Source organism: Rhizobacter sp. AJA081-3 (genome assembly GCF_017795745.1).
Lineage (GTDB): Bacteria > Pseudomonadota > Gammaproteobacteria > Burkholderiales > Burkholderiaceae_C > Piscinibacter.
Genome location: NZ_CP059067.1, coordinates 2,850,963 through 2,874,556, shown reverse-complemented (window position 1 = coordinate 2,874,556; position 23,594 = coordinate 2,850,963). Strand labels below are relative to the sequence as shown.

General features: G+C 70.9%; 25 protein-coding genes. 21 read left to right on the top strand and 4 right to left on the bottom strand.

What is annotated here, in order from left to right:
- The first annotated feature begins 7 nt into the window (after positions 1–7).
- The 10 genes from HZ992_RS13670 (at position 8) to fae (HZ992_RS13625) (ending at position 8,687) form a co-directional block, all read left to right on the top strand.
- On the top strand, positions 8–256 hold the full coding sequence (locus HZ992_RS13670; RefSeq protein ID WP_209382399.1) for a DUF2783 domain-containing protein: 249 nt from the start codon (positions 8–10) through the stop codon (positions 254–256).
- Positions 253–1,578: a fumarylacetoacetase gene (fahA, locus tag HZ992_RS13665; protein ID WP_209382398.1), complete on the top strand. Its 1,326-nt coding sequence runs from the start codon at positions 253–255 to the stop codon at positions 1,576–1,578. Before HZ992_RS13670 ends, fahA begins: the two co-directional genes overlap by 4 nt.
- Before the next feature lie 34 nt (positions 1,579–1,612).
- On the top strand, positions 1,613–2,002 hold the full coding sequence (locus HZ992_RS13660; protein WP_209382397.1) for a 4a-hydroxytetrahydrobiopterin dehydratase: 390 nt from the start codon (positions 1,613–1,615) through the stop codon (positions 2,000–2,002).
- Positions 2,003–2,153: 151 nt separating this feature from the next.
- Positions 2,154–3,179, top strand: coding sequence for a beta-ribofuranosylaminobenzene 5'-phosphate synthase family protein (locus tag HZ992_RS13655; protein WP_209382396.1), 1,026 nt, complete (start codon positions 2,154–2,156; stop codon positions 3,177–3,179).
- Between the two features lie 38 nt (positions 3,180–3,217).
- Positions 3,218–4,138 (top strand): NAD(P)-dependent methylenetetrahydromethanopterin dehydrogenase, encoded by a 921-nt coding sequence (locus tag HZ992_RS13650; RefSeq protein ID WP_209382395.1) that lies wholly within the window; start codon positions 3,218–3,220, stop codon positions 4,136–4,138.
- Positions 4,139–4,145: 7 nt separating this feature from the next.
- Positions 4,146–5,267, top strand: a complete 1,122-nt coding sequence (locus tag HZ992_RS13645; protein ID WP_209382394.1) for an ATP-grasp domain-containing protein — start codon at positions 4,146–4,148, stop codon at positions 5,265–5,267.
- A complete protein-coding gene (gene mch / locus HZ992_RS13640; RefSeq protein WP_209382393.1) occupies positions 5,264–6,268 on the top strand; it encodes a methenyltetrahydromethanopterin cyclohydrolase in 1,005 nt (334 codons plus the stop codon). Before HZ992_RS13645 ends, mch begins: the two co-directional genes overlap by 4 nt.
- A 7-nt stretch (positions 6,269–6,275) precedes the next feature.
- Positions 6,276–7,208 (top strand): ATP-grasp domain-containing protein, encoded by a 933-nt coding sequence (locus tag HZ992_RS13635; protein ID WP_209382392.1) that lies wholly within the window; start codon positions 6,276–6,278, stop codon positions 7,206–7,208.
- A gap of 8 nt (positions 7,209–7,216) precedes the next feature.
- The gene (locus HZ992_RS13630) at positions 7,217–8,101 is read left to right on the top strand and encodes a triphosphoribosyl-dephospho-CoA synthase (RefSeq protein WP_245213015.1); all 885 of its coding nucleotides are present in this window, start codon (positions 7,217–7,219) and stop codon (positions 8,099–8,101) included.
- A gap of 76 nt (positions 8,102–8,177) precedes the next feature.
- Positions 8,178–8,687 carry a formaldehyde-activating enzyme gene (fae, locus tag HZ992_RS13625; protein ID WP_209382391.1) on the top strand — a complete coding sequence of 170 codons (510 nt, stop codon included), beginning with the start codon at positions 8,178–8,180 and terminating at the stop codon, positions 8,685–8,687.
- A 92-nt stretch (positions 8,688–8,779) separates the two neighbouring features.
- Here fae (HZ992_RS13625) and HZ992_RS13620 read toward each other — a convergent pair whose 3' ends face one another.
- The gene (locus tag HZ992_RS13620; protein ID WP_209387171.1) at positions 8,780–9,217 is read right to left on the bottom strand and encodes a dihydroneopterin aldolase; all 438 of its coding nucleotides are present in this window, start codon (positions 9,215–9,217) and stop codon (positions 8,780–8,782) included.
- A 236-nt stretch (positions 9,218–9,453) separates the two neighbouring features.
- Here HZ992_RS13620 and HZ992_RS13615 point away from each other — a divergent pair, with 236 nt between their 5' ends.
- The 5 genes from HZ992_RS13615 to HZ992_RS13595 are packed head-to-tail and all read left to right on the top strand — an operon-like array spanning position 9,454 to position 14,731.
- Positions 9,454–11,475 (top strand): sigma-54-dependent Fis family transcriptional regulator, encoded by a 2,022-nt coding sequence (locus tag HZ992_RS13615; RefSeq protein WP_209382390.1) that lies wholly within the window; start codon positions 9,454–9,456, stop codon positions 11,473–11,475.
- Entirely contained in the window at positions 11,408–12,079 is a 672-nt protein-coding gene (locus HZ992_RS13610; RefSeq protein WP_209382389.1) for a flavoprotein, read from the top strand. The genes HZ992_RS13615 and HZ992_RS13610 overlap by 68 nt, the downstream gene beginning before the upstream one ends.
- Complete coding sequence (locus HZ992_RS13605; RefSeq protein WP_209382388.1) at positions 12,058–13,455, top strand: DUF6513 domain-containing protein; 1,398 nt, start codon at positions 12,058–12,060, stop codon at positions 13,453–13,455. The genes HZ992_RS13610 and HZ992_RS13605 overlap by 22 nt, the downstream gene beginning before the upstream one ends.
- Positions 13,456–13,457: 2 nt before the next feature.
- Complete coding sequence (locus HZ992_RS13600) at positions 13,458–14,030, top strand: DUF447 domain-containing protein (RefSeq protein WP_209382387.1); 573 nt, start codon at positions 13,458–13,460, stop codon at positions 14,028–14,030.
- A 2-nt stretch (positions 14,031–14,032) separates the two neighbouring features.
- Positions 14,033–14,731, top strand: a complete 699-nt coding sequence (locus HZ992_RS13595; RefSeq protein WP_245213497.1) for a (5-formylfuran-3-yl)methyl phosphate synthase — start codon at positions 14,033–14,035, stop codon at positions 14,729–14,731.
- Here the strand turns inward: HZ992_RS13595 and HZ992_RS13590 are convergent.
- From HZ992_RS13590 to HZ992_RS13580, 3 genes are read right to left on the bottom strand one after another with little or no spacing between them, the layout of a single operon-like run.
- Positions 14,718–15,317 carry an amino acid kinase family protein gene (locus HZ992_RS13590; RefSeq protein WP_209382385.1) on the bottom strand — a complete coding sequence of 200 codons (600 nt, stop codon included), beginning with the start codon at positions 15,315–15,317 and terminating at the stop codon, positions 14,718–14,720. The two genes, HZ992_RS13595 and HZ992_RS13590, sit on opposite strands and share 14 nt — an antisense overlap.
- Complete coding sequence (locus HZ992_RS13585) at positions 15,317–16,375, bottom strand: hydantoinase/oxoprolinase family protein (protein WP_209382384.1); 1,059 nt, start codon at positions 16,373–16,375, stop codon at positions 15,317–15,319. Before HZ992_RS13585 ends, HZ992_RS13590 begins: the two co-directional genes overlap by 1 nt.
- Entirely contained in the window at positions 16,368–17,312 is a 945-nt protein-coding gene (locus HZ992_RS13580; RefSeq protein ID WP_209382383.1) for an ATP-grasp domain-containing protein, read from the bottom strand. The genes HZ992_RS13585 and HZ992_RS13580 overlap by 8 nt, the downstream gene beginning before the upstream one ends.
- A 27-nt stretch (positions 17,313–17,339) precedes the next feature.
- Here HZ992_RS13580 and HZ992_RS13575 point away from each other — a divergent pair, with 27 nt between their 5' ends.
- The 6 genes from HZ992_RS13575 (at position 17,340) to fae (HZ992_RS13550) (ending at position 23,493) form a co-directional block, all read left to right on the top strand.
- Positions 17,340–18,053: a HisA/HisF-related TIM barrel protein gene (locus HZ992_RS13575; protein WP_209382382.1), complete on the top strand. Its 714-nt coding sequence runs from the start codon at positions 17,340–17,342 to the stop codon at positions 18,051–18,053.
- Between the two features lie 198 nt (positions 18,054–18,251).
- The gene (locus tag HZ992_RS13570; RefSeq protein ID WP_209382381.1) at positions 18,252–19,529 is read left to right on the top strand and encodes a molybdopterin-binding domain-containing protein; all 1,278 of its coding nucleotides are present in this window, start codon (positions 18,252–18,254) and stop codon (positions 19,527–19,529) included.
- Positions 19,526–21,220, top strand: coding sequence for a formylmethanofuran dehydrogenase subunit A (locus HZ992_RS13565; protein WP_209382380.1), 1,695 nt, complete (start codon positions 19,526–19,528; stop codon positions 21,218–21,220). Before HZ992_RS13570 ends, HZ992_RS13565 begins: the two co-directional genes overlap by 4 nt.
- Positions 21,217–22,128 (top strand): formylmethanofuran--tetrahydromethanopterin N-formyltransferase, encoded by a 912-nt coding sequence (fhcD, locus tag HZ992_RS13560; RefSeq protein ID WP_209382379.1) that lies wholly within the window; start codon positions 21,217–21,219, stop codon positions 22,126–22,128. The genes HZ992_RS13565 and fhcD overlap by 4 nt, the downstream gene beginning before the upstream one ends.
- The gene (locus HZ992_RS13555) at positions 22,125–22,934 is read left to right on the top strand and encodes a formylmethanofuran dehydrogenase subunit C (protein ID WP_209382378.1); all 810 of its coding nucleotides are present in this window, start codon (positions 22,125–22,127) and stop codon (positions 22,932–22,934) included. Before fhcD ends, HZ992_RS13555 begins: the two co-directional genes overlap by 4 nt.
- 25 nt (positions 22,935–22,959) lie before the next feature.
- Positions 22,960–23,493, top strand: a complete 534-nt coding sequence (fae, locus tag HZ992_RS13550) for a formaldehyde-activating enzyme (RefSeq protein WP_209382377.1) — start codon at positions 22,960–22,962, stop codon at positions 23,491–23,493.
- Positions 23,494–23,594 lie beyond the last annotated feature (101 nt).

The following is a 23,594-nucleotide window of genomic DNA, read 5'->3' as shown; positions in this document are numbered from 1 at the left end:
GAAGACGATGGAACACCTCAACACCCGCCCGAACTTCGGCCGTCCCGGCCAGTCGCCGCTGCATGCGTTCACGCCCGGCGACGACTTCTACGAGATGCTGATCGACACGCACCGCGGCCTGTCCGACGAAGCCAGCCGGCTCGTCAACGCGCGCCTGGTGTTGCTGCTGGCCAACCACATCGGCGACCTTCGCGTGCTGCGCGAGGCGCTCGACGCGGCGCGCGCCGGCGTGCCGACGGGTGGATCGGCCGCATGAGCGCGGCGCTCGACGACACGCACGATCCATCGCTGCGCAGCTGGGTCGCCTCGGCCAACGAGGCCGGCACCGACTTCCCGATCCAGAACCTGCCGCTCGGGCGCTTCCGCCGCAAGGGCAGCGAGGAGCCGTGGCGCTTCGGCGTGGCCATCGGCGACCAGGTGCTGGACCTGCGACTTTCCGCTGAGCAATGCCCCTGGGGACGCGAGGTGGCGCAGTGGCTGCAGCCTCTGGCCGCAGGCGATCTGCTCGGCTTCATGGCTCTCGGGCCGGTCGCGCGGCGCGGCGTGCGCAGCGCGCTGTCGGTGGCCTTGCGCGACGGCAGCGAGCAGGGGCCCTTCCTCGAGCTGTGCCTGGTGCCACAAGCGGCCCTCGAGATGGGCCTGCCTTGCCGCATCGGTGACTACACCGACTTCTACACCGGCATCCACCATGCCACCGCGGTGGGCAAGCTGTTCCGCCCCGACAACCCGTTGCTGCCCAACTATCAGTGGGTGCCGATCGGCTACCACGGCCGCGCCTCGTCGATCGGCGTGAGCGGCCAGCGTTTCCACCGCCCGCTCGGCCAGGTGAAGGGCCCGAACGACGCGCAACCGCGGCTGGCGCCGAGCGCGCGGCTCGACCACGAGCTGGAGCTGGGCTTCCTCATCGGCGCGGGCAATGCGCTCGGCGAGCCGGTGCCGATCACGAAGGCGGAAGACGCGCTGTTCGGCATCGTGCTGCTCAACGACTGGTCGGCGCGCGACGTTCAGGCCTGGGAGTACCAACCGCTCGGGCCCTTCCTGTCGAAGAACTTCGCGACCACGATCTCGCCCTGGGTGGTCATGCCCGAGGCGCTGGCGCCGTTCCGTGTGCCCTTCGAGCGCCCGGCCGGCGACCCGCAGCCCTTGCCCTACCTCGATTCGGCGGCGAACCGCGCCGCCGGTGCCTTCGACATCACGCTCGAGGCGTCGATCCAGACACCGCGCATGCGCGAAGCCGGCCTGCCGCATGAGCGGCTGATGCGGTCGAACTTCCGCGACTCGTACTGGACGATCGCACAGTTGATCGCCCACCACACCGTCAACGGCTGCAACCTGGGCGCGGGCGACCTGCTCGGCTCGGGTACGCAGTCGGGTCCGGCGCCGGGGCAGGGCGGCTCGCTGCTCGAGCTCACCGAAGGCGGCAAGCGGCCCATCACCCTGGCCAATGGCGAGACGCGAACCTTCCTCGAAGACGGGGACAGCCTCGTGCTGCGCGCCCATTGCGAGCGTGAGGGCGCGCGCCGCATCGGCTTCGGCGTGTGCGAAGGCCAGGTGCTTGCATCGCGGGCGGTGGCGTGACACGCTCGCCAACGATCGAGCACAGGAGACGGACATGACGCAGTGGCGACGCAAGGGCAAGGACGAGGTCTACACGGTCGAGGAAGTCGACGCGCGCCTGAAGGCCGAGTTGCCGAAGTGGACCTTCGAGGACGGCTGGATCCGGCGCAAGTACAAGACCAGCGGCTGGAAGGGCACGCTGATGGTGGTCAACACCGTCGGCCACCTGGCCGAGGCGGCCTGGCATCACCCGGACCTCAACGTGTCGTACGCCTTCGTCACCGTCAAGCTGATGAACCACGCCGCCAAGGGCATCACCGAGAAGGACTTCGAGCTGGCGAAGAAGATCGAAGAAGTGCTGATGTGGCAGCCCGGCCAGGAAGCGGAGGCGGTGCTCGAAGGCACGCCGGACGACCCGCGCTTCAAGTACCTCAAGTACGACTGACGCAGCTCGGCGGCTGCGGCTGCGTTGACACAGTGTCCCCGGAACGGGACAACGCCGCCCCGCAGGCACCTGCGCGGGTGAGTTCCCGTGGCGGAACGGCCCTTGCTACCTTGGCCGTATGCTCCGCCCGATCGACGCCCCGTTCCGACCCATGCCCAGCCCCTCGACGACCTCGCCTCGCGCCCAAGCCCGCGCCGGCGTGAGCGTGCGCGCGCCGGGCCGCCTGCACCTGGGCTTCCTCGACCCCTCGGGCTCGCTGGGGCGGCGCTTCGGCAGCATCGGCCTGGTCATCGACGGTTTCGAGACCGGGCTCGAACTCGCGCCGGCTGAGCACGATGCGCTGAGCGCCGACACGCTGGCCGCGCAAGACGAACTCGGGCGCGCATCCGCCCACCTGCAGCGCCTGCGCGAACGCAGCGGCTGCCATGCGCCGCTGTCGTTGCGCCTGCACCAGGTGCTCCCGGCGCATGCCGGCTTCGGCTCGGGCACGCAACTCGCGCTGGCCGTCGGCTGCGCCTTCGCGCGTCTTCACGCGCTGGACGTGGACACGCCCACGCTGGCGTCATGGCTGGGCCGCGGCCAACGCTCGGGCATCGGCATCGCCGGCTTCGATGCCGGCGGGCTGCTGCTCGACGGCGGGCCGGGGCGCGATGGATCGCCCGCGCAGCTGCTCTCGCGCGTCGAGTTGCCGCTGGGCTGGCGCGTCATCGTCGTGCTCGACGAACGCTTGCGTGGCCTGTCCGGCTCCGGCGAACGCGAGGCGATTGCCCGACTGCCGCCGCTGCCGCAGGCCGCTGCGGCCGATATCTGCCACCAGGTGCTGATGCGCGTGCTGCCGGGCGCGGCAAGCGACGATTTCGCAGCCTTCGCGCCGGGCCTGAACCGCGTGCAGCAACTGCTGGGCGACCATTTCGCGCCGGCGCAGGACGGCAGCGCCTGGACCAGCGCCGCCGTCGGCCGCCTGATGCGCTGGTGGGGTGCCTCGGCCGGCGATGCCGCGGCGATCGGGCAGAGCTCCTGGGGCCCCACCGGATTCGCCATCGTGCCCTCGGCGGATGCCGCGCTGGGCCTGATCGAAGCCGCGCGCGCGGCCGGCGTCGTCGACGACGCCTTGACCGTGCGCGTGGTCACCGCGCGCCGCCGCGGTGCCGTGGTGGCCGACCTGCCGGCCCGCTGAATACTTCTTCTCCCAACCTTCACAGATTGCGATTCGCCATGGAACGCCCCTACATCCTCCACATGATCACGCCGGGCAAGCAGATGAGCCCGTTCGACATCAACATGGCCGCAGACGCCGGCTACCAGATCATCGTGCCGTACTGCGACGCCGGCATCGATAGCGTGACCGCGCTGACGCAGGACGCGATCTTCTCGCGCGGCCCGAAGGGCGTGGCGCGCACCGGGCTGTTCATCGGCGGGCGCGACGCGCTGCTCGCCGCCGACATGCTGGAGCGCTCGACCAAGGCGATGGTGCCGCCCTTCGTGGTGTCGGTGATGGCCGACCCGAGCGGCGCCTACACCACCGCCGCGGCGATGGTGGCCTGCGTCGAGGCGGCACTGCTGAAGACGCAGCCGCAGGGCCTGAAGGGCCAGCGCGTGGTCATCCTCGGCGGCACCGGGCCGGTGGGCCGCATCGCCGGCGTGCTCGCGGCCATGGCCGGGGCCGAGGTCGCGCTGTCCAGCCGCAACGGCATCGACGTGGCCGAAGAGGCCGCCCAGCAGACCGGCAAGCGCTTCGGCGTGACCATCCACGGCATCTCCGGCGGCGACCGCGCCGCGGTGCGCACCTCGATCGCCGATGCCGACGTGGTGCTCGCCTGCGCCGCTGCCGGCGTGCAGGTGGTGTCGGCCGAGGACCTGAGCCACGTGAAGCGCATGAAGGTGGCCGCCGACGTGAACGCGGTGCCGCCCGAGGGCGTGGCCGGCGTCGGCGTGATGGACGACGCCAAGCCGCTGGCCGGCACCAACGCCGTGGGCATCGGCGCGCTGGCGATCGGCAACGTCAAGTACCAGACGCAGCATCGCCTGCTGGTGCAGATGCGCGATGCGCCCAAGGCGGTGACGCTCGGCTTCGCCGAGGCCTTCGCCACGGCGCGCGCCTTCCTGGCCGAGTCCGCGGCCGGCAAGGGCGGCTGAGCCCGCCGTGCTCGCGGTCGCGGCGCTCTCCGCGCGGGCCCTGGTCGAGAGCGCTGCACTCGACGGCACGCGCACGGTCGCGCTCGACTGCTTCGGCGACGCCGACACGCAACGTCAGGCCTCGGCGTGGCAAGACATCGGTGCCACGCCGGCGCTGCGCATCGACGATGGCAAGCTGCTCGCCGCGCTGTCGGCGCTCGCGCAGCGCGGCGATGTGGCGGGCTGGATCGCCGGCAGTGGCTTCGACGGCCGCGCCGATCTGCTGGCACGCGGGGCCGCGCTGTTGCCCTTGATCGGCACGGCGCCGATCGACGTTCGCCGCGTGCGCGACCCGATGCAGTTCTTCGGCGTGCTGCAATCGCACGGCATCGGCTTTCCGTCCGTGGCCATGGAGCCGCCGGCTTCGCCGGCAGGCTGGCTGCTCAAGGACGCCGGCGGCTGCGGCGGCTGGCAGGTGCGTCGCGCCTCGGCCGACGACATGGCCGAGACCGGCCGCTACTGGCAGCGCGAACGGCGCGGTTTGTCGATGTCGGCCACCTTCGTCGCCAATGGGCGCGACGCCGTGCTGCTCGGATTCAATGCGCAGGTGCCGAGTCCGGTGGGCGATCGGCCCTTCGTGTTCTGCGGCGTGATCGGTCCGGTGCCGATCGGCGACAAGATCCAGCGCGAGGTGACCGCCGTCACGCGGCTGCTCGTCGCCGTATTCCGCCTGCGAGGGCTGGGCAGCCTGGACTTCCTGCTCGACGGCGATACTGTCGAGGTGCTCGAAGTCAACCCCCGTCCGCCGGCCAGCCTGGCGCTCTATCCGCGCGTGGGCGAGGGCGGCCCGGTGCGTGCGCACCTGCGCGCCTGCCAGCGCGACGAGCTGCCACCGGCTCCCGCGCCGATGGACGGCGTGCGCGGCACCGAGATCGTCTTCGCGCCGCGCGCGCTGCACGTCGATGCCGACTTGGCCGCGCAGATCGCTTGTCGCGAAGGTGTGCGAGACCTTCCCTGCGCCGAAACGCAAATCGCCGCCGGCGACCCGCTGTGCAGCCTCGTGGCCGAAGGCCGCGACGTGCACGAGGTGACCACCCGACTCGCCAGCCGCCGCGACGCGCTGCTGGCTTCCCTGGAGACGACGACATGAGTGACCATCCCGCGGCCCTGGCCGGCAGCACGCTGAGCCTGAACGCGCATGTGCAGCCCTGGGTCGAGCGGCTCGTCGCCGACGCCGATGCGCTGCGCGTGAAGGTGACGCAGGACGCGAGTGGCGCGCGTGTCGTCGACGCCGGCATCGTGGCCGGGGGCGGCATCGAGGCCGGCCTGTTGATCGGCGAGATCTGCCTCGGCGGCTTCGGCAGCGTCACCGCGCGCAGCGGCGCAGTCGACGGCTGGCCGACCTGGCTGGAGGTGCGCAGTTCGCAGCCGGTGCTGGCCTGCCTGGCCAGCCAGTACGCCGGCTGGAGCCTCTCGGCGAGCAAGGAAGAGACCGGCGGCAAGAAGTTCTTCTCGCTCGGCTCCGGCCCGGCGCGCGCGCTGGCTGCCAAGGAACCGCTGTATGCCGAACTCGGCTACCGCGACCGTGCCGACCAGGGCGTGCTGGTGATGGAAGTCGACCGCGTGCCGCCCGCCGTGGTGGTGCAGAAGATCCTGCGCGACTGCGCGCTGCAGCCACAGGGCCTGACGATCGTGCTGACGCCCACGAGCAGCGAGGCCGGCACCACGCAGGTGGTGGCACGCGTGCTCGAGGTGGCGCTGCACAAGTCGCACGAGATCGGCTTCGATCTCTCGCACATCGTCGACGGCGTGGCTACCGCGCCGCTGCCTTCGCCGAGCCCGGACGGCGTGGAGGCGATGGGCCGCACCAACGACGCCATCCTCTACGGCGGCCGCGTGCACCTGAGCGTGCGCGGCAGCGACGAGGCGGCGCGTGCGCTCGCCGTGAAGCTGCCTTCGCGCAACTCGAAGGATTACGGGCGCTCGTTCGCCGAGATCTTCAAGGCCGTCGAGTACGACTTCTACAAGATCGACGGCGCGCTGTTCGCGCCTGCCGAAGTGTGGGTGAGCAACCTCGACACCGGCAGCACCTTCCACGCCGGCGGCCTGAACATGGACCTGCTGCGCGGCCTGTGGCTGAAGGAAGCGTGAAGCAGACATGAGCCGCATCGCCATCATGACCGACGAGGTCGGCTGGCACACCCGCCAGTTGCAGGCGGCGCTGCGCGAGCGCGGTGCCGTGGGCCGCTGCGTCGACCTGGCCGATTGCCGCATCGACACCGCCGCCGCCTGGCACGGCCTGGCCATCCCCGGCTTCGGCCGCGAGTTGCCCGACGCGGTGCTGGTGCGCGGCATCGCCGGCGGCACGTTCGAGCAGGTGACCAAGCGGCTGGGCGTGCTGCATGCGCTGCGCGAACTTGGCGTGCCGGTCTACAACGACGCGCGCGCCATCGAACGCAGCGTCGACAAGTCGATGACGAGCCTGCTGCTGCACGCGGCCGGCATCCCGACGCCGCCGACATGGGCCATGGAGTCGCCTTCGCAGGCACAGCGCCTGGTGATGCGCGAGAGCGCGGCCGGCCGGGCACTGGTGCTCAAGCCGCTGTTCGGCTCGCAGGGCAAGGGGCTGCAACTGGTCGGCTCGGTCGACGGCGTGCACCACCCGCTGCCCGACCTGAAACAGGGTTATGGCGCGCTGGCCTACCTGCAGCGCTTCGTGCCGCCGCTCTCGCAGCCGGGCTTCGACTGGCGCGTGCTCGTCGTCGGCGGGCGAGCGGTGACGGCGATGCGCCGTGTCAGCGCGCACTGGGTGCACAACGTGGCGCAAGGTGCGCGCTGCGAGCCAGCCACGCTCGAAACGCCGCTCGCGCAATTGGCCGAAGCCGCCGCACGGGCCCTCGAGATGGACTATGCGGGCATCGACATCCTGCCCTGCGGCGCCACGCAGTCGCTGCAGGTGATCGAGGTCAACGGCGTGGCCGCGTGGCAGGGCCTGCAGCGCGTCACAGCCTTCAACATCGCCCGCGCACTGGTCGACGACCTGCTGGACCGGCGGCTCGCCGCGTCGCGCCGCGGCGCGCAGCGCGCCTGAGCCGCGCGGTGGATCGCGCGCTGCTCGACCGCGCCCGCGCCTGCTTCCTGCAGGCCTGCTGGCTCGACGTGGCGGTGCGCAAGCCCGGTAACGTGAGCCTGGCCTCGGCGGGCCACCGCATGCAGGCGGACATGTTCCTGGCCAGCGCGCAGGCGGCCGTCGGCCCGCTCTTCACGCCCGGTGCTCCCGTCGGCGATCGCATCGAAGGCGCGATGGCAGCGACCTGGGCCACGGTGGGCTGCAACACGAATCTCGGCATCTTGCTGCTGTGCGCGCCGGTGGCCGCTGCGGTGGAGCGCCAAGGCGCCTGTGCGAGCGTGGTGGCGCTGCGCGCGGCCATCGCGCAGGTGATGAACTCGCTCGACGTGGCCGATGCACGTGCCGCCTACCGTGCCATCGCGCGCGCCAACCCCGGTGGCCTGGGTGACGCGCCGGCGCAGGACGTGCACGACGAGCCCACGGTCGGCCTGCGCGAGGCGATGCGGCTGGCCGCGTCGCGCGATCGCATCGCACAGCAGTACGCCAGCGGCCATGCGGACCTGTTCGACATCGGCCGGGCGGTGTGGCCCTCAGGGTTTGTACTGGGGGTCCGCCCGGCGGGCGAGGCGCCCGATGCGGCCACGAAGGCCGCCGTTGCGCGCGTCTTCCTGGGGTTTCTGGGCGCCATTCCCGATTCACACATTGTTCGAAAACACGGCGAGGCCGTGGCACACACTGTCATGACGGCGGCGCAGGCGTGGCGAGGGCATGCTTCGCCCGACGGCGAGCCCGCATTCGCCGCCTGGGACGAATCCCTCAAGGCACGGGGCATCAACCCCGGCACGAGCGCCGATCTGACCGTCGCCACCCTCATGATCGCGAGCCTGCTCGGCCCGCAGTGGCATGGAACGTGATAGCGTTTGCGACGCGCTGGACTGAGGCCAGTGTGTCGACACTCAGAGAATCACATTCACAGGAGATACAAACGCCATGGCAAAAATCGATCGCATGATGGTTGGCGAGTCCCTCGTCGGTGACGGCAACGAAGTTGCGCACATCGACCTGATCATCGGGCCGCGCGGCTCGGCTGCGGAGTCCGCCTTCGCCAACGCGCTGACCAACAACAAGGATGGTTTCACGTCGCTGCTGGCCGTGGTCGCACCGAACCTGCTGACCAAGCCGTCCACCGTGATGTTCAACAAGGTCACCATCAAGGGCGCCAAGCAGGCCGTCCAGATGTTCGGCCCCGCCCAGCGCGGCGTGGCAATGGCCGTGGCCGACAGCGTCGAGGACGGCACGATCCCCGCCGCCGAAGCCGACAACCTGTTCATCTGCGTCGGCGTCTTCATCCACTGGCTGGCCGAAGACGACAAGAAGATCCAGGAATACAACTACAAGGCCGTTCGCGAGTCGATCCAGCGCGCTGTCGCCGGTTCGCCCACGGCCGCCGAAGTGGTTGCCAAGAAGGGCTCGGTGGCCCACCCGTTCCAGGCGAAGTGAAGAGAGCGGCGCACCGGCGACGGTGCGTCGGGAGAGAGAGGGTTTGAGATTGCCGACCGGTCCGCCGGTCGGCTTTTTCGTTCTGGGGCGGCTCAGCGACCGCCGGGCACCATGCCACTGCCGATCAGGTGCAGCACCGCGGCGCCGCGCTGCTCGCGCTGGGCCGGCGTGTCGGTCTCGGCGGCATGGCGCTCGATCTGCACGCCCACCGCCTGCACATCGTCGAACTTGCGTGGCTTGACCACCTTCACGCGCACCCAGCTGGCGCGGAACTCGTCGAGCAGGATGTCGGCAATCGCCTCGGCAAAGGCCTCGAGCAGCTGCAGCCGGTGTTCGACCAGCAGGCGCTGCAGGCGCTCGCGCACCACGCCGTAGTCGATGGTGTCGCCGATGCGGTCGGTGTCGCAGGCGCGCGATCTCGGCAGGCCGGCGTGCAGGTCGATCACCACCGGCTGCGGGTCGTGCAGTTCGGTGTGGTGGATGCCGATCACCGTCTGGCCCGTGAAGCCCTCGATGAAGATCAGGTCCATCGCCGCGCTCGATTGCGGTCCTTGGGCAGGTGCGGCCGCGAAGCCGGTCGGGCGGACATTGAGGGGGGTCAAGGCAGTTTCTCCGTGTTCTGCGGGCAGGCTCGCGGAAGGGCTGCAAAATGCAGGCCCGCAAGAGGTTAACGCACCCGTGGTTTACCCGGTGCGAAGGCCAGCGGCCCGAACCGACAATCAGGAATTGTTCCCGAAACCGCTCTTGGCTCGTCCTGGAGACCACGATGACCTTGACCATGCGTGAAGCCCACCGGCATGCCGACCGGATCCTGGAGCTGGTGCGCAGTGGCGTGCCCGAGCAGGCCAACGACCCGGTGGCGCAGTCCTGGAGCCGCTGCCTCAACGAATACCGGCTCGACCCGGCCAAGGCCTGCGAGCCGGCCTTCGTCGCGCGTGTCGAGCTCGAGGAGCGCCGCGCCCGCCGCGCCGATGTCATCGCCTGCGCCCGCTACGAGATGACCACGCTGTACCAGCAGCTCGCCGATGCGGAGGCGGCGGTGGTGCTGACCGACACCGACGGCGTGATCGTGCACATGGTCTCGTCACCCGAGTTCGCCGCCGAGGTCGGCCCATTGGGCCTGCGCGTGGGCGGCATGTGGAGCGAGACGGCGGCCGGCACCAACGGCATGGGCACCTGCCTGGCTGCGGCCGGGCCGGTGTCGGTGCGCCGCGAAGACCATTTCTTCACCCAGTTCACCCAGCTCACCTGCTCGGCCGTGCCGGTGTACGACCCCTCCGGCGAGATCGCCGCGGTGCTCGACGTGACCAGCCGCTCCAGCCTGATGCAGCAGCACCTGCTCGTGCTGCTGGGCATGACGGCGCGCATGATCGAGAACCGCCTGATCGACGCGCGCTACCGCAACGCGCACCCGCTGCACTTCCACAGCCGGCCGGAGTTCGTCTACACGCTGCACGAGGGCAAGCTGGCCGTCGGCGACGACGGGCGCATCCTCGCCGCCAACCGCAGCGCGCTGTTCCAGCTCGGCCTGCAGTCGATGGAAGACATCCGCTCGCACCGCATCGAAGACCTCTTCCAGACCTCGCTGGAGGACATGCTGCAACGCAGCACCTCGGCGTCGTTCCACCCGGTGGTGACCTACCGCGCCAACGCCGCGCTGCGCTTCTTCGCGGTGGCGCGCCGGCCGGCATCGGACGCGAAGGCGCCGATGGTCGCCGGCCCGACCGTGGCCGCCAACGCCGGGCAACTCGCCCCGGCGCGCACACCCGCCCGGCTGGCCGCGCCGAAGCCGGCCAGCGGCACCACCTTCAAGGACGTGCGGCTGGTCGCCCACCTGGACACGGCACGCCGCGTCATCGCCCGCCAGACACCGGTGCTGCTGTGCGGCGAGACGGGCTCCGGCAAGGAGGTTTTCGCGCGCGCCGTGCACGAGGCCAGCCCGCACGCGGCCGGAGCCTTCGTGGCGGTCAACTGCGCCAGCCTGCCGGAGACGCTGATCGAGTCCGAGCTGTTCGGCTACCGCGCTGGCGCCTTTACCGGCGCTCAGCGCACCGGCCGGCGCGGCAAGATTCTGCAGGCGGACGGCGGCACGCTGTTCCTCGACGAGATCGCCGACATGCCGCTGGAGCTGCAGGCCCGGCTGCTGCGCGTGCTCGACGAGCGCCAGGTCACGCCGCTGGGCACCGAGGAGACCCATCCGGTCGACTTCCAGCTCATCAGCGCCAGCCACCAGCATCTGCCGGCGCTGGTGCGCGAAGGGCGCTTCCGCGAAGACCTCTACTACCGACTGGCCGGCATCGAGCTGCAACTGCCGCCGCTGCGCGACCGCAGTGACCGCCGCGACCTGATGCTGGCCGTGCTGGCCGCCGAGGCCGGCGGCGCGGGCTCGCTCACCGCCGAGGCCGAGCGGCTGCTGCTCGAGCACCCGTGGCCGGGCAACATCCGCCAACTGCGCCACGTGCTGCGCACGGCGGCGGCGCTGGCCGATGGCAAGCCGATCACGCGCGAGCACCTGCCCACGCTGATCCATGTGGCCGCCGCACCCACGCTGCCGCCGCAGGCGTCCTCGGCAATGCGCCTGGCCGCGTCGATGGCCGACGACCTGGGCGGCGACGACCTGCCGGTCAAACTCAACCCGATCCAGGCCAACGAGCGCCAGGTTCTGCTCCAATTGCTCGAACAGCATCGCTGGAACGTGAGCAATGTCGCCAAGGCGCTCGATGTCAGCCGAAACACCCTCTACCGCAAGCTCCACAAGCTTCACATCGAAGTCTCGCACCCCGACTGACCGGCCGGGCGACGACTTCGCTTCGCCCCTGCCGCCGCGCTCGCGCTTCGCCTGGTGCATCACCGGCTCGGGCCACTACCTCGATGAATCGATCGCGCTGGCCGCGCGGCTGCCGGCGCTGGACCTGTTCCTGTCCGACGCGGCCGAAGAGGTGCTGCCGATCTACAAGATGCCACTGGACGAGCTGCGTCCGCGTTTCGCGCCGGGCTTCCGCCTCGTGCGCGACAAGACGGCCAGCGCCGTGCCGGTGGGCATGCTCTACGACGACGTCTATCACACGGTGGTGATCGCGCCGGCCACCAGCAACACGGTGGCCAAGTGTGTGGTCGGCATCAGCGACACGCTGCCCACCAACATGTTCGCGCAGGCCGGCAAGCTGGGCATCCCGGGCATCGTGTTTGCCTGCGACACCGAGCCGGTGGTGGTGACGAAGTCGCCGCACGACTGGGTGACGCTGCGGCCGCGCCGCGTCGAGCTCGACAACGTGGAGCGCCTGCGCGAGATCGACTTCTGCGAAGTGGTGTGTTCGCCGGCGGAACTCGAGGCCGCGCTGCAACGGCGGCTCGATGCACTCTCTCTCGCATGGACCACATCCTCTTCCTGACCGGCCGGCTCGCGCAGCCTCAGCTCGAGCGCGTGCTGGCCGGCATCGACGACGCGCCCTTCACCTACGAGGTGCGAGAGATCGGCCTGCAGGTCGCCGCGCTGATGACGGCCGACATGATCCGCCGCCGCGTCGAGGCGCCCGTGCAGGCCAGCCGCATCGTCGTGCCCGGCCGCTGCCGCGGCGACCTGGACGCGCTGACGGCGCACTTCGGCATCCCCGTGATGCGTGGGCCGGAGGAGCTGAAGGACCTGCCGCGCTTCTTCAATCGCGCCGCGAAGCCCGAGGACCTGAGCGAATACGAGGTGGCGATCTTCGCCGAGATCGTCGACGCGCCGCGCCTGTCGGTCGAGGCCATCGTGGCGCGCGCGCATGCACTCCAGCGCGACGGCGCCGACGTCATCGACCTCGGTTGCCTGCCCGAGACCGCGTTCGCGCACCTCGAGGACAGCGTGCGGGCGCTGAAGGCAGAAGGCTTCGCCGTCAGCGTCGATTCGGTCGACGTGCAGGAGCTGCTGCGCGGCGGCCGCGCCGGCGCCGACTACCTGCTCAGCCTGACGGTCGACACGCTGTGGGTCGCCGACGAGGTGGCGGCCACGCCGGTGCTGATCCCACGCACCCCGCACGACGAGTCCTCGCTGCACGCGGCGATCGATGCGTTGCGCGCCAAGGGCCGCGCCTTCCTCGCCGACCCGATCCTCGACCCGATCCCGTTCGGGCTGGTGGCGTCGATCGTTCGTTACCACGCGCTGCGCGCGCGCTACCCCGAGGCGCCGATCATGATGGGCGTGGGCAACCTCACCGAACTCACCGAAGCCGACACCAGCGGCATCAACGCGCTGCTGTTCGGCATGGCTGCCGAGCTGAACGTCGCCGCGGTGCTGACCACGCAGGTCAGTGCGCATGCGCGTCGCGCGGTGAAGGAGGCCGACTGGGCGCGGCGCATCATGCATGCCGCCGCGCGCCAGCGCTCGCTGCCCAAGGGGATGAACGACGCGCTGATGACGGTGCACGCCAAACATCCGTTCCCCGACACGCCCGACGAGATCGCTGCCACCGCGGCGCAGGTGCGCGACCCGAACTTCCGCGTGCAGGTGTCGCAGCAGGGCCTGCACGTCTACAACCGCGACGGCATGAGAACGGGGCAAGACGCCTTCGAGCTGTGGCCTCAGCTCGGCCTGGAGGGCGACGCCTCGCATGCCTTCTACATGGGCGTGGAACTTGCACATGCCCAGCTCGCCTGGCAACTCGGCAAGCGCTACACGCAGGACCAGCCGCTCGACTGGGGCTGTGCCGTCGACCGCGAAGCCGACGACCTGAATGCATGGTGCGCGCCAGGCCCGACCCGCGCCACGCCGAAGAAGTCCGAGACCTGACGATGAACGACCAGATCTTCGAAACCGTGGTCACCACGCTGTCGCCCGAGGGCGCGCCGCACATCGCGCCGATGGGCGTGCGCTACCAGGCCGGCCGCGTGGTGCTGATGCCCTTCAAACCCTCGACCACGCTGTCCAACGTGCTGGCCACGCGCCACGCCGTGCTCAACCTGATCACCGACACGCGCGTGTTCGCCGGTTGCGTGACCGGCCGTCGCACCTGGCCGCTGCTGCCGGCCGAGCGCATCGCCGGGCAGCGGCTGGCCTGCGCGCTGGCGCACGTGGAGCTGGCGCTGGACGAGTCTGTCGACGACGTTCAGCGCCCGGTGCTGCGCTTGGCGCGTGTGCACGAGGCGAGCCATGCGCCCTTCATGGGCCTGAACCGCGCCCAGGCGGCGGTGGTGGAGGGCGCGGTGCTGGTGAGCCGGCTGCACATGCTCGCGCCCGACAAGGTCGAGGCCGAGATGGCATACCTGCAGATCGCCATCGACAAGACTGCCGGTGCCGGCGAGCACGAGGCCTGGGGCTGGCTGCAGGAGGCGGTGGCGGCCCATCGCGCGAAGGGTGTGGCTTGAGCATGCGCCTGCTGGTCAGCGTTCGCAATGTCGAGGAGGCGCTGCTCGCCGCGGCCGGCGGCGCCGACTTCATCGATTTGAAGGAGCCAGGGCAGGGCGCGCTGGGCGGGCTGCCGATCGAGACCATCCGCGCCGTCGTCGTGGCGCTGCGCGAGCGCGGCATCACGCTACCCATCAGCGCCACGATCGGCGACTTGCCGATGCCCGATTCGGGCGCCATCCTCGCGCGGGTCGAGGCGGTGGGTGCGTGCGGGGTCGACTACGTCAAGGTGGGCATCGAGCGCGACCCGGGTGCCGGCGCGGTGCTGTTCGCGCTGGCCAACTGCGGCCGCCCGGTGGTGCCGGTGTTCATCGCCGACCGCGGCCTCGACCAGCACGCCGTCGCGCGGGCGCGCACGCTGGGCTTTCCCGCGCTCATGCTCGACACCGCCGAGAAGCGCGCCGGCAGCCTGTTCGACGCGCTGGGCATCGAGGTGCTGCAGGGCTTCGTCTTCGCCACGCGCAAGGCCGGCATGCTCGTCGGCCTGGCCGGAGCGCTGCGCGCCACGCATGCCGACGCGCTGGCGGAGCTGGCGCCCGATTTCGCCGGCTTCCGCAGCGCGGTGTGCCGCGGCGAGCGCAGCGACGCGCTCGATGCGCAGTGCCTGCAGGAGCTGGTGCTGTCGATGCGCTTCGCGCGCGCGCCGCTCACGCGCCGTTGAGCCGGGCCTCGCCGAGCAGCAGCGAGCGCATGCGCGCCAGTTCGGCGCGGTGCATCACGTCGATCGGGAAGGCCGCGCCGGCGGCGATGGTCGCGAAGCGGCCGTCGAGCACGCCACTGGCGCTCAGGTCGGCCAGGCTCGCGGCCGGGTCGATCGCGCAGGACTTCACCACCACCAGACGCTCGGCATTGAGCCGTCGGGCGAGATCCAGTGCAATGCTGTCGGAACTCAGCTCCCAGCTGGTGTTGGCGCCGGGCTGCTCGCGCAGCCAGTCGAAGGGCAGCCATACCGCGGTGTGGCCGCTGTGCAGCACCTCGTGCAGCTCGGCCTTGTTGTTCGCCAGGCGCAGTTCCGGGCGCAGGCCGTGGGCGAGGTAGGCCGATTGCGCCATCGCCAGCACCGCCATGTTGTGCGCCTGCAAGTCGCCGAAGTGCCAATGCCCCTGCGCACGCCGCACCTCGTCGGCGAAGCCGCCGCCGCCGCACACCAGCGTGACGCGGCCGCCGCCGAGCTGGGCGAGCAGTTCCAGCCACTGCGGCAGCACGGGGTCGTTGTTCAGGCTGCCGCCGATCTTCACGACCCACATCAGGCCTGCTCCTGCCCGTACAGCGCTGCCACCGCCACGGCTGGTGCGCCCACCTGGACCCAGCCCGCCACTCCGGCCAGCGCATCGGGTGCGAGGCGTGCGACCTCGCTCGCATAGGCCGCGAAACGCCAGCCCTCGGGCACCAGCTCCGGCACGAGAAAGGCGCCGCAGCCCGCGGCGACCACGGTGGCACCGGCGGCGAGGTCGTGATCGGCCACGACCCGCTCGATCTGGCCGCGCAGCTCCGCCAGTTGCTCGCTGCGCCAGGCCTGCGCAAAGGCCAGCCACTGCGCGGCACTGCCGTCGCGTTCGTCCAGGCCGATCATCCGGGCCAACCGGGCGCGCGTGTGCGCCGCATCCTTGGGCGCGTTGTCGGCGCTGGGGTGCTGGTCGTGTGCCGCGTCGAGCTCACCCGTCAGGCGGTAGACGTCGGCGGTGGTGGCGAAGAACTCGTTCATCACGTTCAGCCGCGCACCACGCCAGTCGATGCGCTGCGCCAGCGCACACAGCGGCGTGCGCACCACGCCCTGGTAGACCAGCTCGCCGTGCTGCAGGCGCTGCGCGTCGCTGCGGCTGGCAGTGAGCACGTGGCCGCGGCGAAAGGCGATCAGGTCGGTGGTGGTGCTGCCGATGTCCACCAGCAGCCCTTCTGCCTGCGGCATGGCCCGCGCCGCGTGGCGCGCGGTGGCCAGCCAGTTGGCCGAGGCGATCTGTTCCCACTGCGTGCCAGCCTGCGCGGCGCCGAACCAGCCCCCATCGCCGGCGAAGAAGCGCGGCGTCGGCAGGTGGCCGGCCAGCAGCCCGGCGATGCGTTGCACGCCGTCTTCGCGGTGCGCGAACAGATCGACCATCTCACCCGTCATGGTCACCGCATGGGCATGTTCGCCCAGCGCCGGCCAGCGGGCCTGCGCCTGCGCGAGCACGCGTTCGAGATGGTCGAGGCCCTGCCACAGCGGGCAGGGCCATTGCGCCGCGTCGAGCACCGCGCCGCCGCGCAGCAACGCGGCCTTCACGTGCGCGCCGCCGATGTCCCAGCCGATCACCTTGCGTTCACGCATCGGCGCGCTCCAGTCGCTGCAGGGCCAGCACCTCGGCAGCCAGACAGCGGCCGAGCCGGCGCGACAGGCCGACGAAGGCGCAGGTCAGCCGCGGATTGATCTCGATGACCACCGGCATGCCGCGCGGCGGGCAGACGATGTCGATGCCGACGAAGCCGCGCAGGCCTGGCATCGCCGCAGCCACGCGCGCGGCCAGCGCGGCGAGCGTCTTGCGGCGCGGGTCGAGCGCAGGCATCACGTCGATCTCGACGCCCTCATAGTGCAGCGCGCCGCCGTCGCCGTGGCGCATGTGCTGCCGGTTGACGCTCAGCAACTCGGCGCGGCCGAGCTCGCACAGCAGTGACAGGCTCAGCGCCTGTCCTTCGACCCAGGGCTCCATCCAGGCGCTCTCGCCACGGCCCTGGCGCGCGGCGAGGTCGGCCTGGGCCGTGGCCAGGTGGGCGTGCACGCGGGTGTCGACGCTGCCCGCGCCGTCGTCGGGCTTGACCACCCATGCCGCCGCGCCGTCGGCGTGGGCCAGCGGCGTGGCGACCTCGTGCGCTGCGAGGTGGCGCAGCGTGGCTCCCTTGCTCGACGCGGTGGCGATGCTCTGCGCGTCGCAGCCCAGCCAGCGCGGCGCACCGACCATCCGCTCGAAGTCGGCCAGGCATCCGCCGGTCTCGGGGGCGATGACCCACACTGCCTCGTGTTCCACGGCCAGGCGCGCGACAAAGTCCAGCGGCGTCTCGCCTTCGCGTGCCGCCGTCTCGGCCGCGCCGGCGGGCAGGGCGCCGGCTTGCGCACAGGTGGCCGCGGTGACGTCACAATGCCCGCTGGCCAGCAGGTCGGCGACCAGCGCATCGCGCATCGCCAGGCCCTGCGGCAGAAGCGTCTCGGCGGTCGGGTCGTCCACCGCGCCGCCGCCGCTGAGATACTCGTAGACAAACACCTGCATCATCGCCACGCCCTCGAACCCGCCACCGACATGATCCTCATCCCCGTGATCGACCTGATGCACGGCCAGGTGGTGCGCGCCGTGCGCGGCGACCGGCAGTCGTACCGGCCGATTGTCTCCACCTTGTGCGAAGGCAGCGATCCGGTGGAGGTGGCGCGCGCGTTGTGCGCCCATTGCGATTCGAACCGGCTGTACGCCGCCGACCTCGACGCGCTGACCGGCGGCACGGCGCAGGCCGAGGTGCTGCGGCGCATCTTGCAGGCCATGCCCGAGCTGGAGTTCTGGGTCGATGCCGGCTTTGCCGATGCGGATGCGGCGCTGCAACTGCGCGAACGCATCGGGTCCGAGGCCGATCGCGTGGTGACGATCATCGCCAGCGAGTCGCTGCGCTCGCGCGACGAACTGGCGCGCTGTTTTGCCGGGCGAGACGGCGGCCGCGAACGCGGCGTGCTCTCGCTGGACCGACGCGACGGCCAGCGTCTCGACCCGGCCGGCTGCTGGGAGCTGCCGCAGCTGTGGCCCAGCCGTGTGATCGTGATGACGCTGGAACGCGTGGGCGCCGATGCCGGCCCGGACCTCGCCACGTTGCGCGAGGTGCAGGAACGTTCGCCGGGCACGAAGCTGGTCGGCGCCGGCGGCATCCGCCACGCGGCCGACCTCGACGCCGCCCGTGACGCCGGCGCGTACGCATGGCTGGTGGCCAGCGCGCTGCACGATGGGCGCTTGCCGCCGGTGCGCCGCTGATGCACCCTCCCTGTCTTCGGACAAGCTCGCATGGCGCCGACTGCATCATGATTCGTGCCACGGCCGTAGCAGGGGTGGGGGCGCCCTCCGGCCGCCGGATTCGCCACACTGTGTGGCAAATCTGGCCGGATCGCTCCGCGCAGGGCCGCAATGTGCCCGGCGCGCCCAGTGGCACATCGTTTGCGTGACGGATCATCCATGACCACTTCTTCCGCGGCCGCCGGCGTCTGGACCTGCCCGTTCTGCCCCCTGGCCTGCGACCACCTCGACGTGCGCGTGGGCGCCGGCGACGAGCCGCTGAAGCTGCAGGGCGGGCACTGCGAGCGGGCCAGCCAGGCGCTCGGCCACTTCGCCAGCCTGCCGAAGGCCGCTTCGCCCGAAGTCGACGGCCAGCCGGCCAGTCTCGATTCGGCACTCGCCGCCGCGGCCGCGCTGCTCTCGGCGAGCCGGCAGCCGCTGTTCGCCGGCCTGGGCAGCGATGTCGCCGGCACCCGCGCGTTGTACCCGCTGGCCTGCGCCACCGGCGCGATCTGGGATTCGGCCGGCGGCGATGCGCTGGTGCAGGGCCTGCGCGCCTTGCAGGACCGTGGCCAGTTCACCACCACGCTGGCCGAGGTGCGCACGCGTGCCGACCTGATCGTCTTCGTCGGCGGCTTGCCGATGGCGATCGCACCGCTGATCCGCGAGCGGCTCGGCATCGGCGACGCGCAGGTTTCGCAGCGGCACGTGGTCGTGATCGGGCCGACGGACAGCGACGTGGCCACGCTGGCCGGTTGGGCTGGCGCGGGTGTCACGGTGGAGTCCATCGCGCCGCAGGGGGACCTGTTCGACACCCTGTCTGTGCTTTGCGCGCTGGTCGCGAAGCGGCCGCTGGCCAACGCCCCCACTGAATTGCGTGCGCTGGCCGAGCGCCTGCACGCGGCCCGCTACGCCGTGCTGGTGGGTGCGCCGCCGCGGCTGCCGGCGCAGGGCGCCTTGATCGTCGAGTCGGTGCACCAGACGGTGGGGCATCTGAATCGCAAGACCCGTGCGGCCGCCTTGTGGATCGGCGGCGGCAATGGCGCGGCCACCGCCAACCAGGTGTTCGCCTGGCTGTCAGGCCTGCCGGTGCGCTCGCGTGCCGGCCCGCGCGGGCTGGAGCACGAGCCCTTGCGATTCGGCGCGGCACGCCTGCTCGACGACGGCGCCGTCGACGCAATGCTGTGGGTGGCGAGCTTCGATGCGCAGTCCGCGCCACCGGCCACGACGCTGCCGCTGGTCGTGCTCGGTCACCCGGCCCTGGCGGCGCAGTGCCGCCGGCCCGGCGCGGTGTTCATTCCCGTCGGCACGCCGGGCATCGGCAGTGCGGGCCATGTGTTCCGCACCGACGGCACGGTGCTGATGCCGCTGCACGCGGTGCGGCCCGATGCGCTGCCCGGCGTGGCCGAGGTGGCGAAACGATTGCTGCAGGCCTTGCCGGCCAGGAGCGCCGCATGAGCAGCCTGCTGATCCGCGGCGGTCGCGTGATCGACCCGACGAACGGCACGAATGCCGTGCGTGACCTCGTCGTGCGCGACGGCCGCATCGCCGCACCGGTGGCAGGCGAACCCTACGACGAGACGGTCGATGCGAGCGGCTGCGTGGTGATGGCCGGCGGCATCGACATGCACACGCACATCGGCGGCGGCAAGGTCAATCTCGCGCGCATGCTGATGGCCGAGGACCACCGCGACGGCGCCAACCCGATCGCGCTGCCGGATAACCTGCTCGAACTCGCCTCCTGCGGCAACTGCGCGCCGGGCACGCTGTCCACCGGCTACCGCTACGTCGAGATGGGCTACACCGCGGCCTTCGAGCCGGCGATGGTGCCGAGCAACGCGCGCCATGCCCACATGGAGATGGGCGACGTGCCGGTGCTCGACCACGGCGCGTATGTGATGCTCGGCAACGACGAGCTGTTCCTGCAGCTGTTGGCCGAAGGCGGCCCCGACGCAAAGAACTTCTCGCAGCTGCGCGACTACACCGCGTGGACGATCCAGGCCAGCAAGGCGATGGGCGTGAAGGTCGTCAACCCGGGCGGCATCTCGGCCTTCAAGTTCAACCAGCGCAAGCTCGACGTCAACGAGCAGCACGTGCACTGGCAGGTCACGCCGCGCCAGGTGCTGCACACACTGGCGCGCGCGCTGAAGGAACTCGGCGTGCCGCACCCGCTGCACATCCACGGCAGCAACCTCGGCGTGGCCGGCAACATCCGCTCCACGCTCGAGACCATCGAGGCGCTCGAGGGCCTGCCCGCGCACCTGACGCACATCCAGTTCCACGCCTACGGCACCGAAGGCCCGAAGAAGTTCTCCTCGGCGGCGCAGCAGATCGCCGAGGCGGTGAACGCGAACCCGCAGATCAGCATCGACATCGGCCAGGTGATGTTCGGCCAGACCGTCACCGCCTCGGGCGACACGATGCGCCAGTACGCGCAGTCGGACCTCGCCAATCCGCGCAAGTGGGTCGGCGCCGACATCGAGGGCATGGCCGGCTGCGGCGTCGTGCCCTTCCGCTACCGCGAACAGAGCTACGTGAATGCGCTGCAGTGGGTCATCGGCCTGGAGATCTTCCTGCTCGTGAACAACCCCTGGCAGGTGGTGCTGACCACCGACCACCCGAACGGCGGCCCGTTCACCAGCTACCCGCACCTGATCCGCCTGCTGATGGACCGCAGCTTCCGCGAGGAACAGCTCGCCAAGCTGCACCCCGAGGTGGTGTCGCAGTGCGCGTTGCGCTCGATCACGCGCGAGCTGACTCTCGACGAGATCGCGGTGATGACGCGCTCCGGCCCGGCGAAGCTGCTCGGCCTGCCCGACCGCGGCCAGCTCGGCGTGGGCGCGGCCGCCGACATCGCCATCTACCGCGAACAGGCCGACCGCGAGGCGATGTTCCGCGTGCCCGAGCGGGTGTTCAAGGACGGCGTGCTGGTCGCGAAGCACGGCACGCTCACCGCCACGCCGGTGGGCGGCACGCATTTCGTCGAGCCGGGCTACGACACCGCCATCGAGAAGACGCTGCGCAAGCACTGGGACGATCACGGCGCGATCAACTTCGACAACGTCGCCATCACGCACGACGAACTGTGCAGCTGCTGCAACGGCGGGCGGCTGCTGCCGGCCGAGTGCTTCACCGGGAGTGAGGCATGAACCGCAACGGCGTCGTCATCGACGAGACCTTTGCCGAAGCCTTCCCGATGAAGGCCACGCGGCTCGTCATCACCGCCCACAACATCGAGTGGGCACGACACGCGGCTGTGGCGGCCACCGGCTTCGCCACCTCGGTGATCGCCTGCGGCTGCGAGGCCGGCATCGAACGCGAGATCCCGCCGGGCGAGACGCCCGACGGCCGCCCCGGCATCGCGGTGCTGATCTTCTCGATGTCGGGCAAGGAGCTCGCCAAGCAGATCGAGCGCCGTGTCGGGCAATGCGTGCTGACCTGCCCGACGACCGCCGTCTATGCCGGAATCGACGAAGGCGAGGCCGTTGCGCTGGGCAAGAACCTGCGCTTCTTCGGCGACGGCTGGCAGATCTCCAAGATGATCGCCGGCAAGCGCTACTGGCGCGTGCCGGTGATGGACGGCGAGTTCGTCGCGCAGGAGACCACCGCGGTGGTCAAGGGCGTGGGCGGCGGCAACCTGCTGCTGCTCGCGCGCGACACCGATGCGGCGCTGGCCGCAGCCGAAGCGGCCGTGGCGGCGATGAAGAAGCTGCCCAACGTGATCATGCCCTTCCCAGGTGGCGTGGTGCGCTCGGGCTCCAAGGTCGGCAGCAAGTACCCGGCGCTCGGCGCCTCGACCAACGACGCGTTCTGCCCGACGCTGGTCGGCCTGGTGCCGAAGACCGAGTTGACGAGCGAGACACGCTGCGTGATGGAGATCGTCATCGACGGCTTGACCGAGGCCGACGTCGGCGCGGCGATGCGCGTGGGCATGGAAGCCGGCATCGCGCTCGGCGCGGCCGGCGGCCTGCTGCGCATCTCTGCGGGCAACTATGGTGGCAAGCTCGGGCCCTTCCACTTCCATCTGCACAAGCTGATGGCCGGGAGCGCAGCATGAGCGGCTTCACGCTGAAGGCGAGGGCGCCGGCGCCGCTGCGGCTGGATCTGCGCGGCATCACACCCGTGGCGCTCGCCACGCTGTCTGCCGCCGAGGTCGAACGCCTCGAGATCGGCCATGGCAACGCGCTCGTGCCGCTGGCCGAGTTCTTCCAGGTCGAATCTCGCAGCGACGACACGCTGTTGCTGGCCGGCGACCTGTCGCGCGGAGATCGCATCGGCTGGCAGATGGACGGCGGCACGCTGATCGTGGATGGCGCGGCCGGCGACTACGTCGGCGCAGGTCTGCGCGCCGGCGAGATCACGGTGAAGGGCGACGCCGGCGCGCTGGCCGCCTGCGAGATGGCCGGGGGCACACTGCGCATCAGTGGCTCCGTCGGCGACTTCGCGGCCAGCACGCTGCCCGGCAGCATGGACGGCATGCGCGGCGGCACGTTGATCGTCGGCGGCAACGCCGGCGCGCGTTTCGGCGACCGCATGCGCCGCGGCTCGGCGCTGGTCTTCGGCGACGTGGGCGACTTCCTCGCCTCGCGCATGGTGGCCGGCACCATCGCACTGGCTGGCCGCGCCGGCGCCCATGCGGGCTACGGCATGCGTCGCGGCAGCGTGGTCTTCGCCGGGCCGGCGCCGGGGGTATCGCCCACCTTCGTGCCGGCGGTGGCCGGTGCCCCTGTATTCTGGCAACTGCTGGCGCGCGATCTGGCGCCGCACGGCGGGCTGTTCGCCACGCTGGCCTCGCGCGGCATCGATCGCCAGCTGGGCGATGTGGCCGCCGGCGGCAAGGGCGAGCTGATCCTCGTCCGCTGACCTTTCTTCTCTCTACCGAAGCACCATGAGCAACGACTACCTCTTCCACGCCGGCGAAGCCACCGTACTGGCCGCCGACGGCCAGTTCACCGACGCGATGCCCGAGATCCTGATCGGCCGCACCAGCGGCCCGGTCGGCCAGGCCTTCGCGAACATGATGGCGCAGAACAAGGGCCACACCGCGATGTTCGCCATTCGCGCCTGCAACCAGCTGGTGCGCCCGGCCACCATCACCGTGCCCAAGGTGACGCTCAAGGACGTGGCCAACATCGACCTGTTCGGCGGCGTGGTGCAGAGCGCCACCGCCGACGCGGTGATCGACAGCGTGATCGATGGCGTGATCCCGAAGTCGCTGGCCAACGAGTTGTGCATCATCAGCCTGGTGTGGATCGACCCGCGCTGCGCGAAGGACCCGAACCTCGACAAGAAGGACATGTACCGCACCAACTACGAGGCGACCAAGCTCGCCATCAAGCGGGCGCTGAACAACGAGCCGTCGATCGAGGAGCTGATCGCCAACCGGCACAAGATCAAGCACGACATGGACGACTGGTCATGAAATGGGTTCCCCCCGGAGCGCTCGCGCGCTCCCCCCAGGGGGCGCCGCCAGCGGCCCGGCAAAGCCGGCTCCGCGGCGGCCGCTTGATGGGGTGAGCCTCG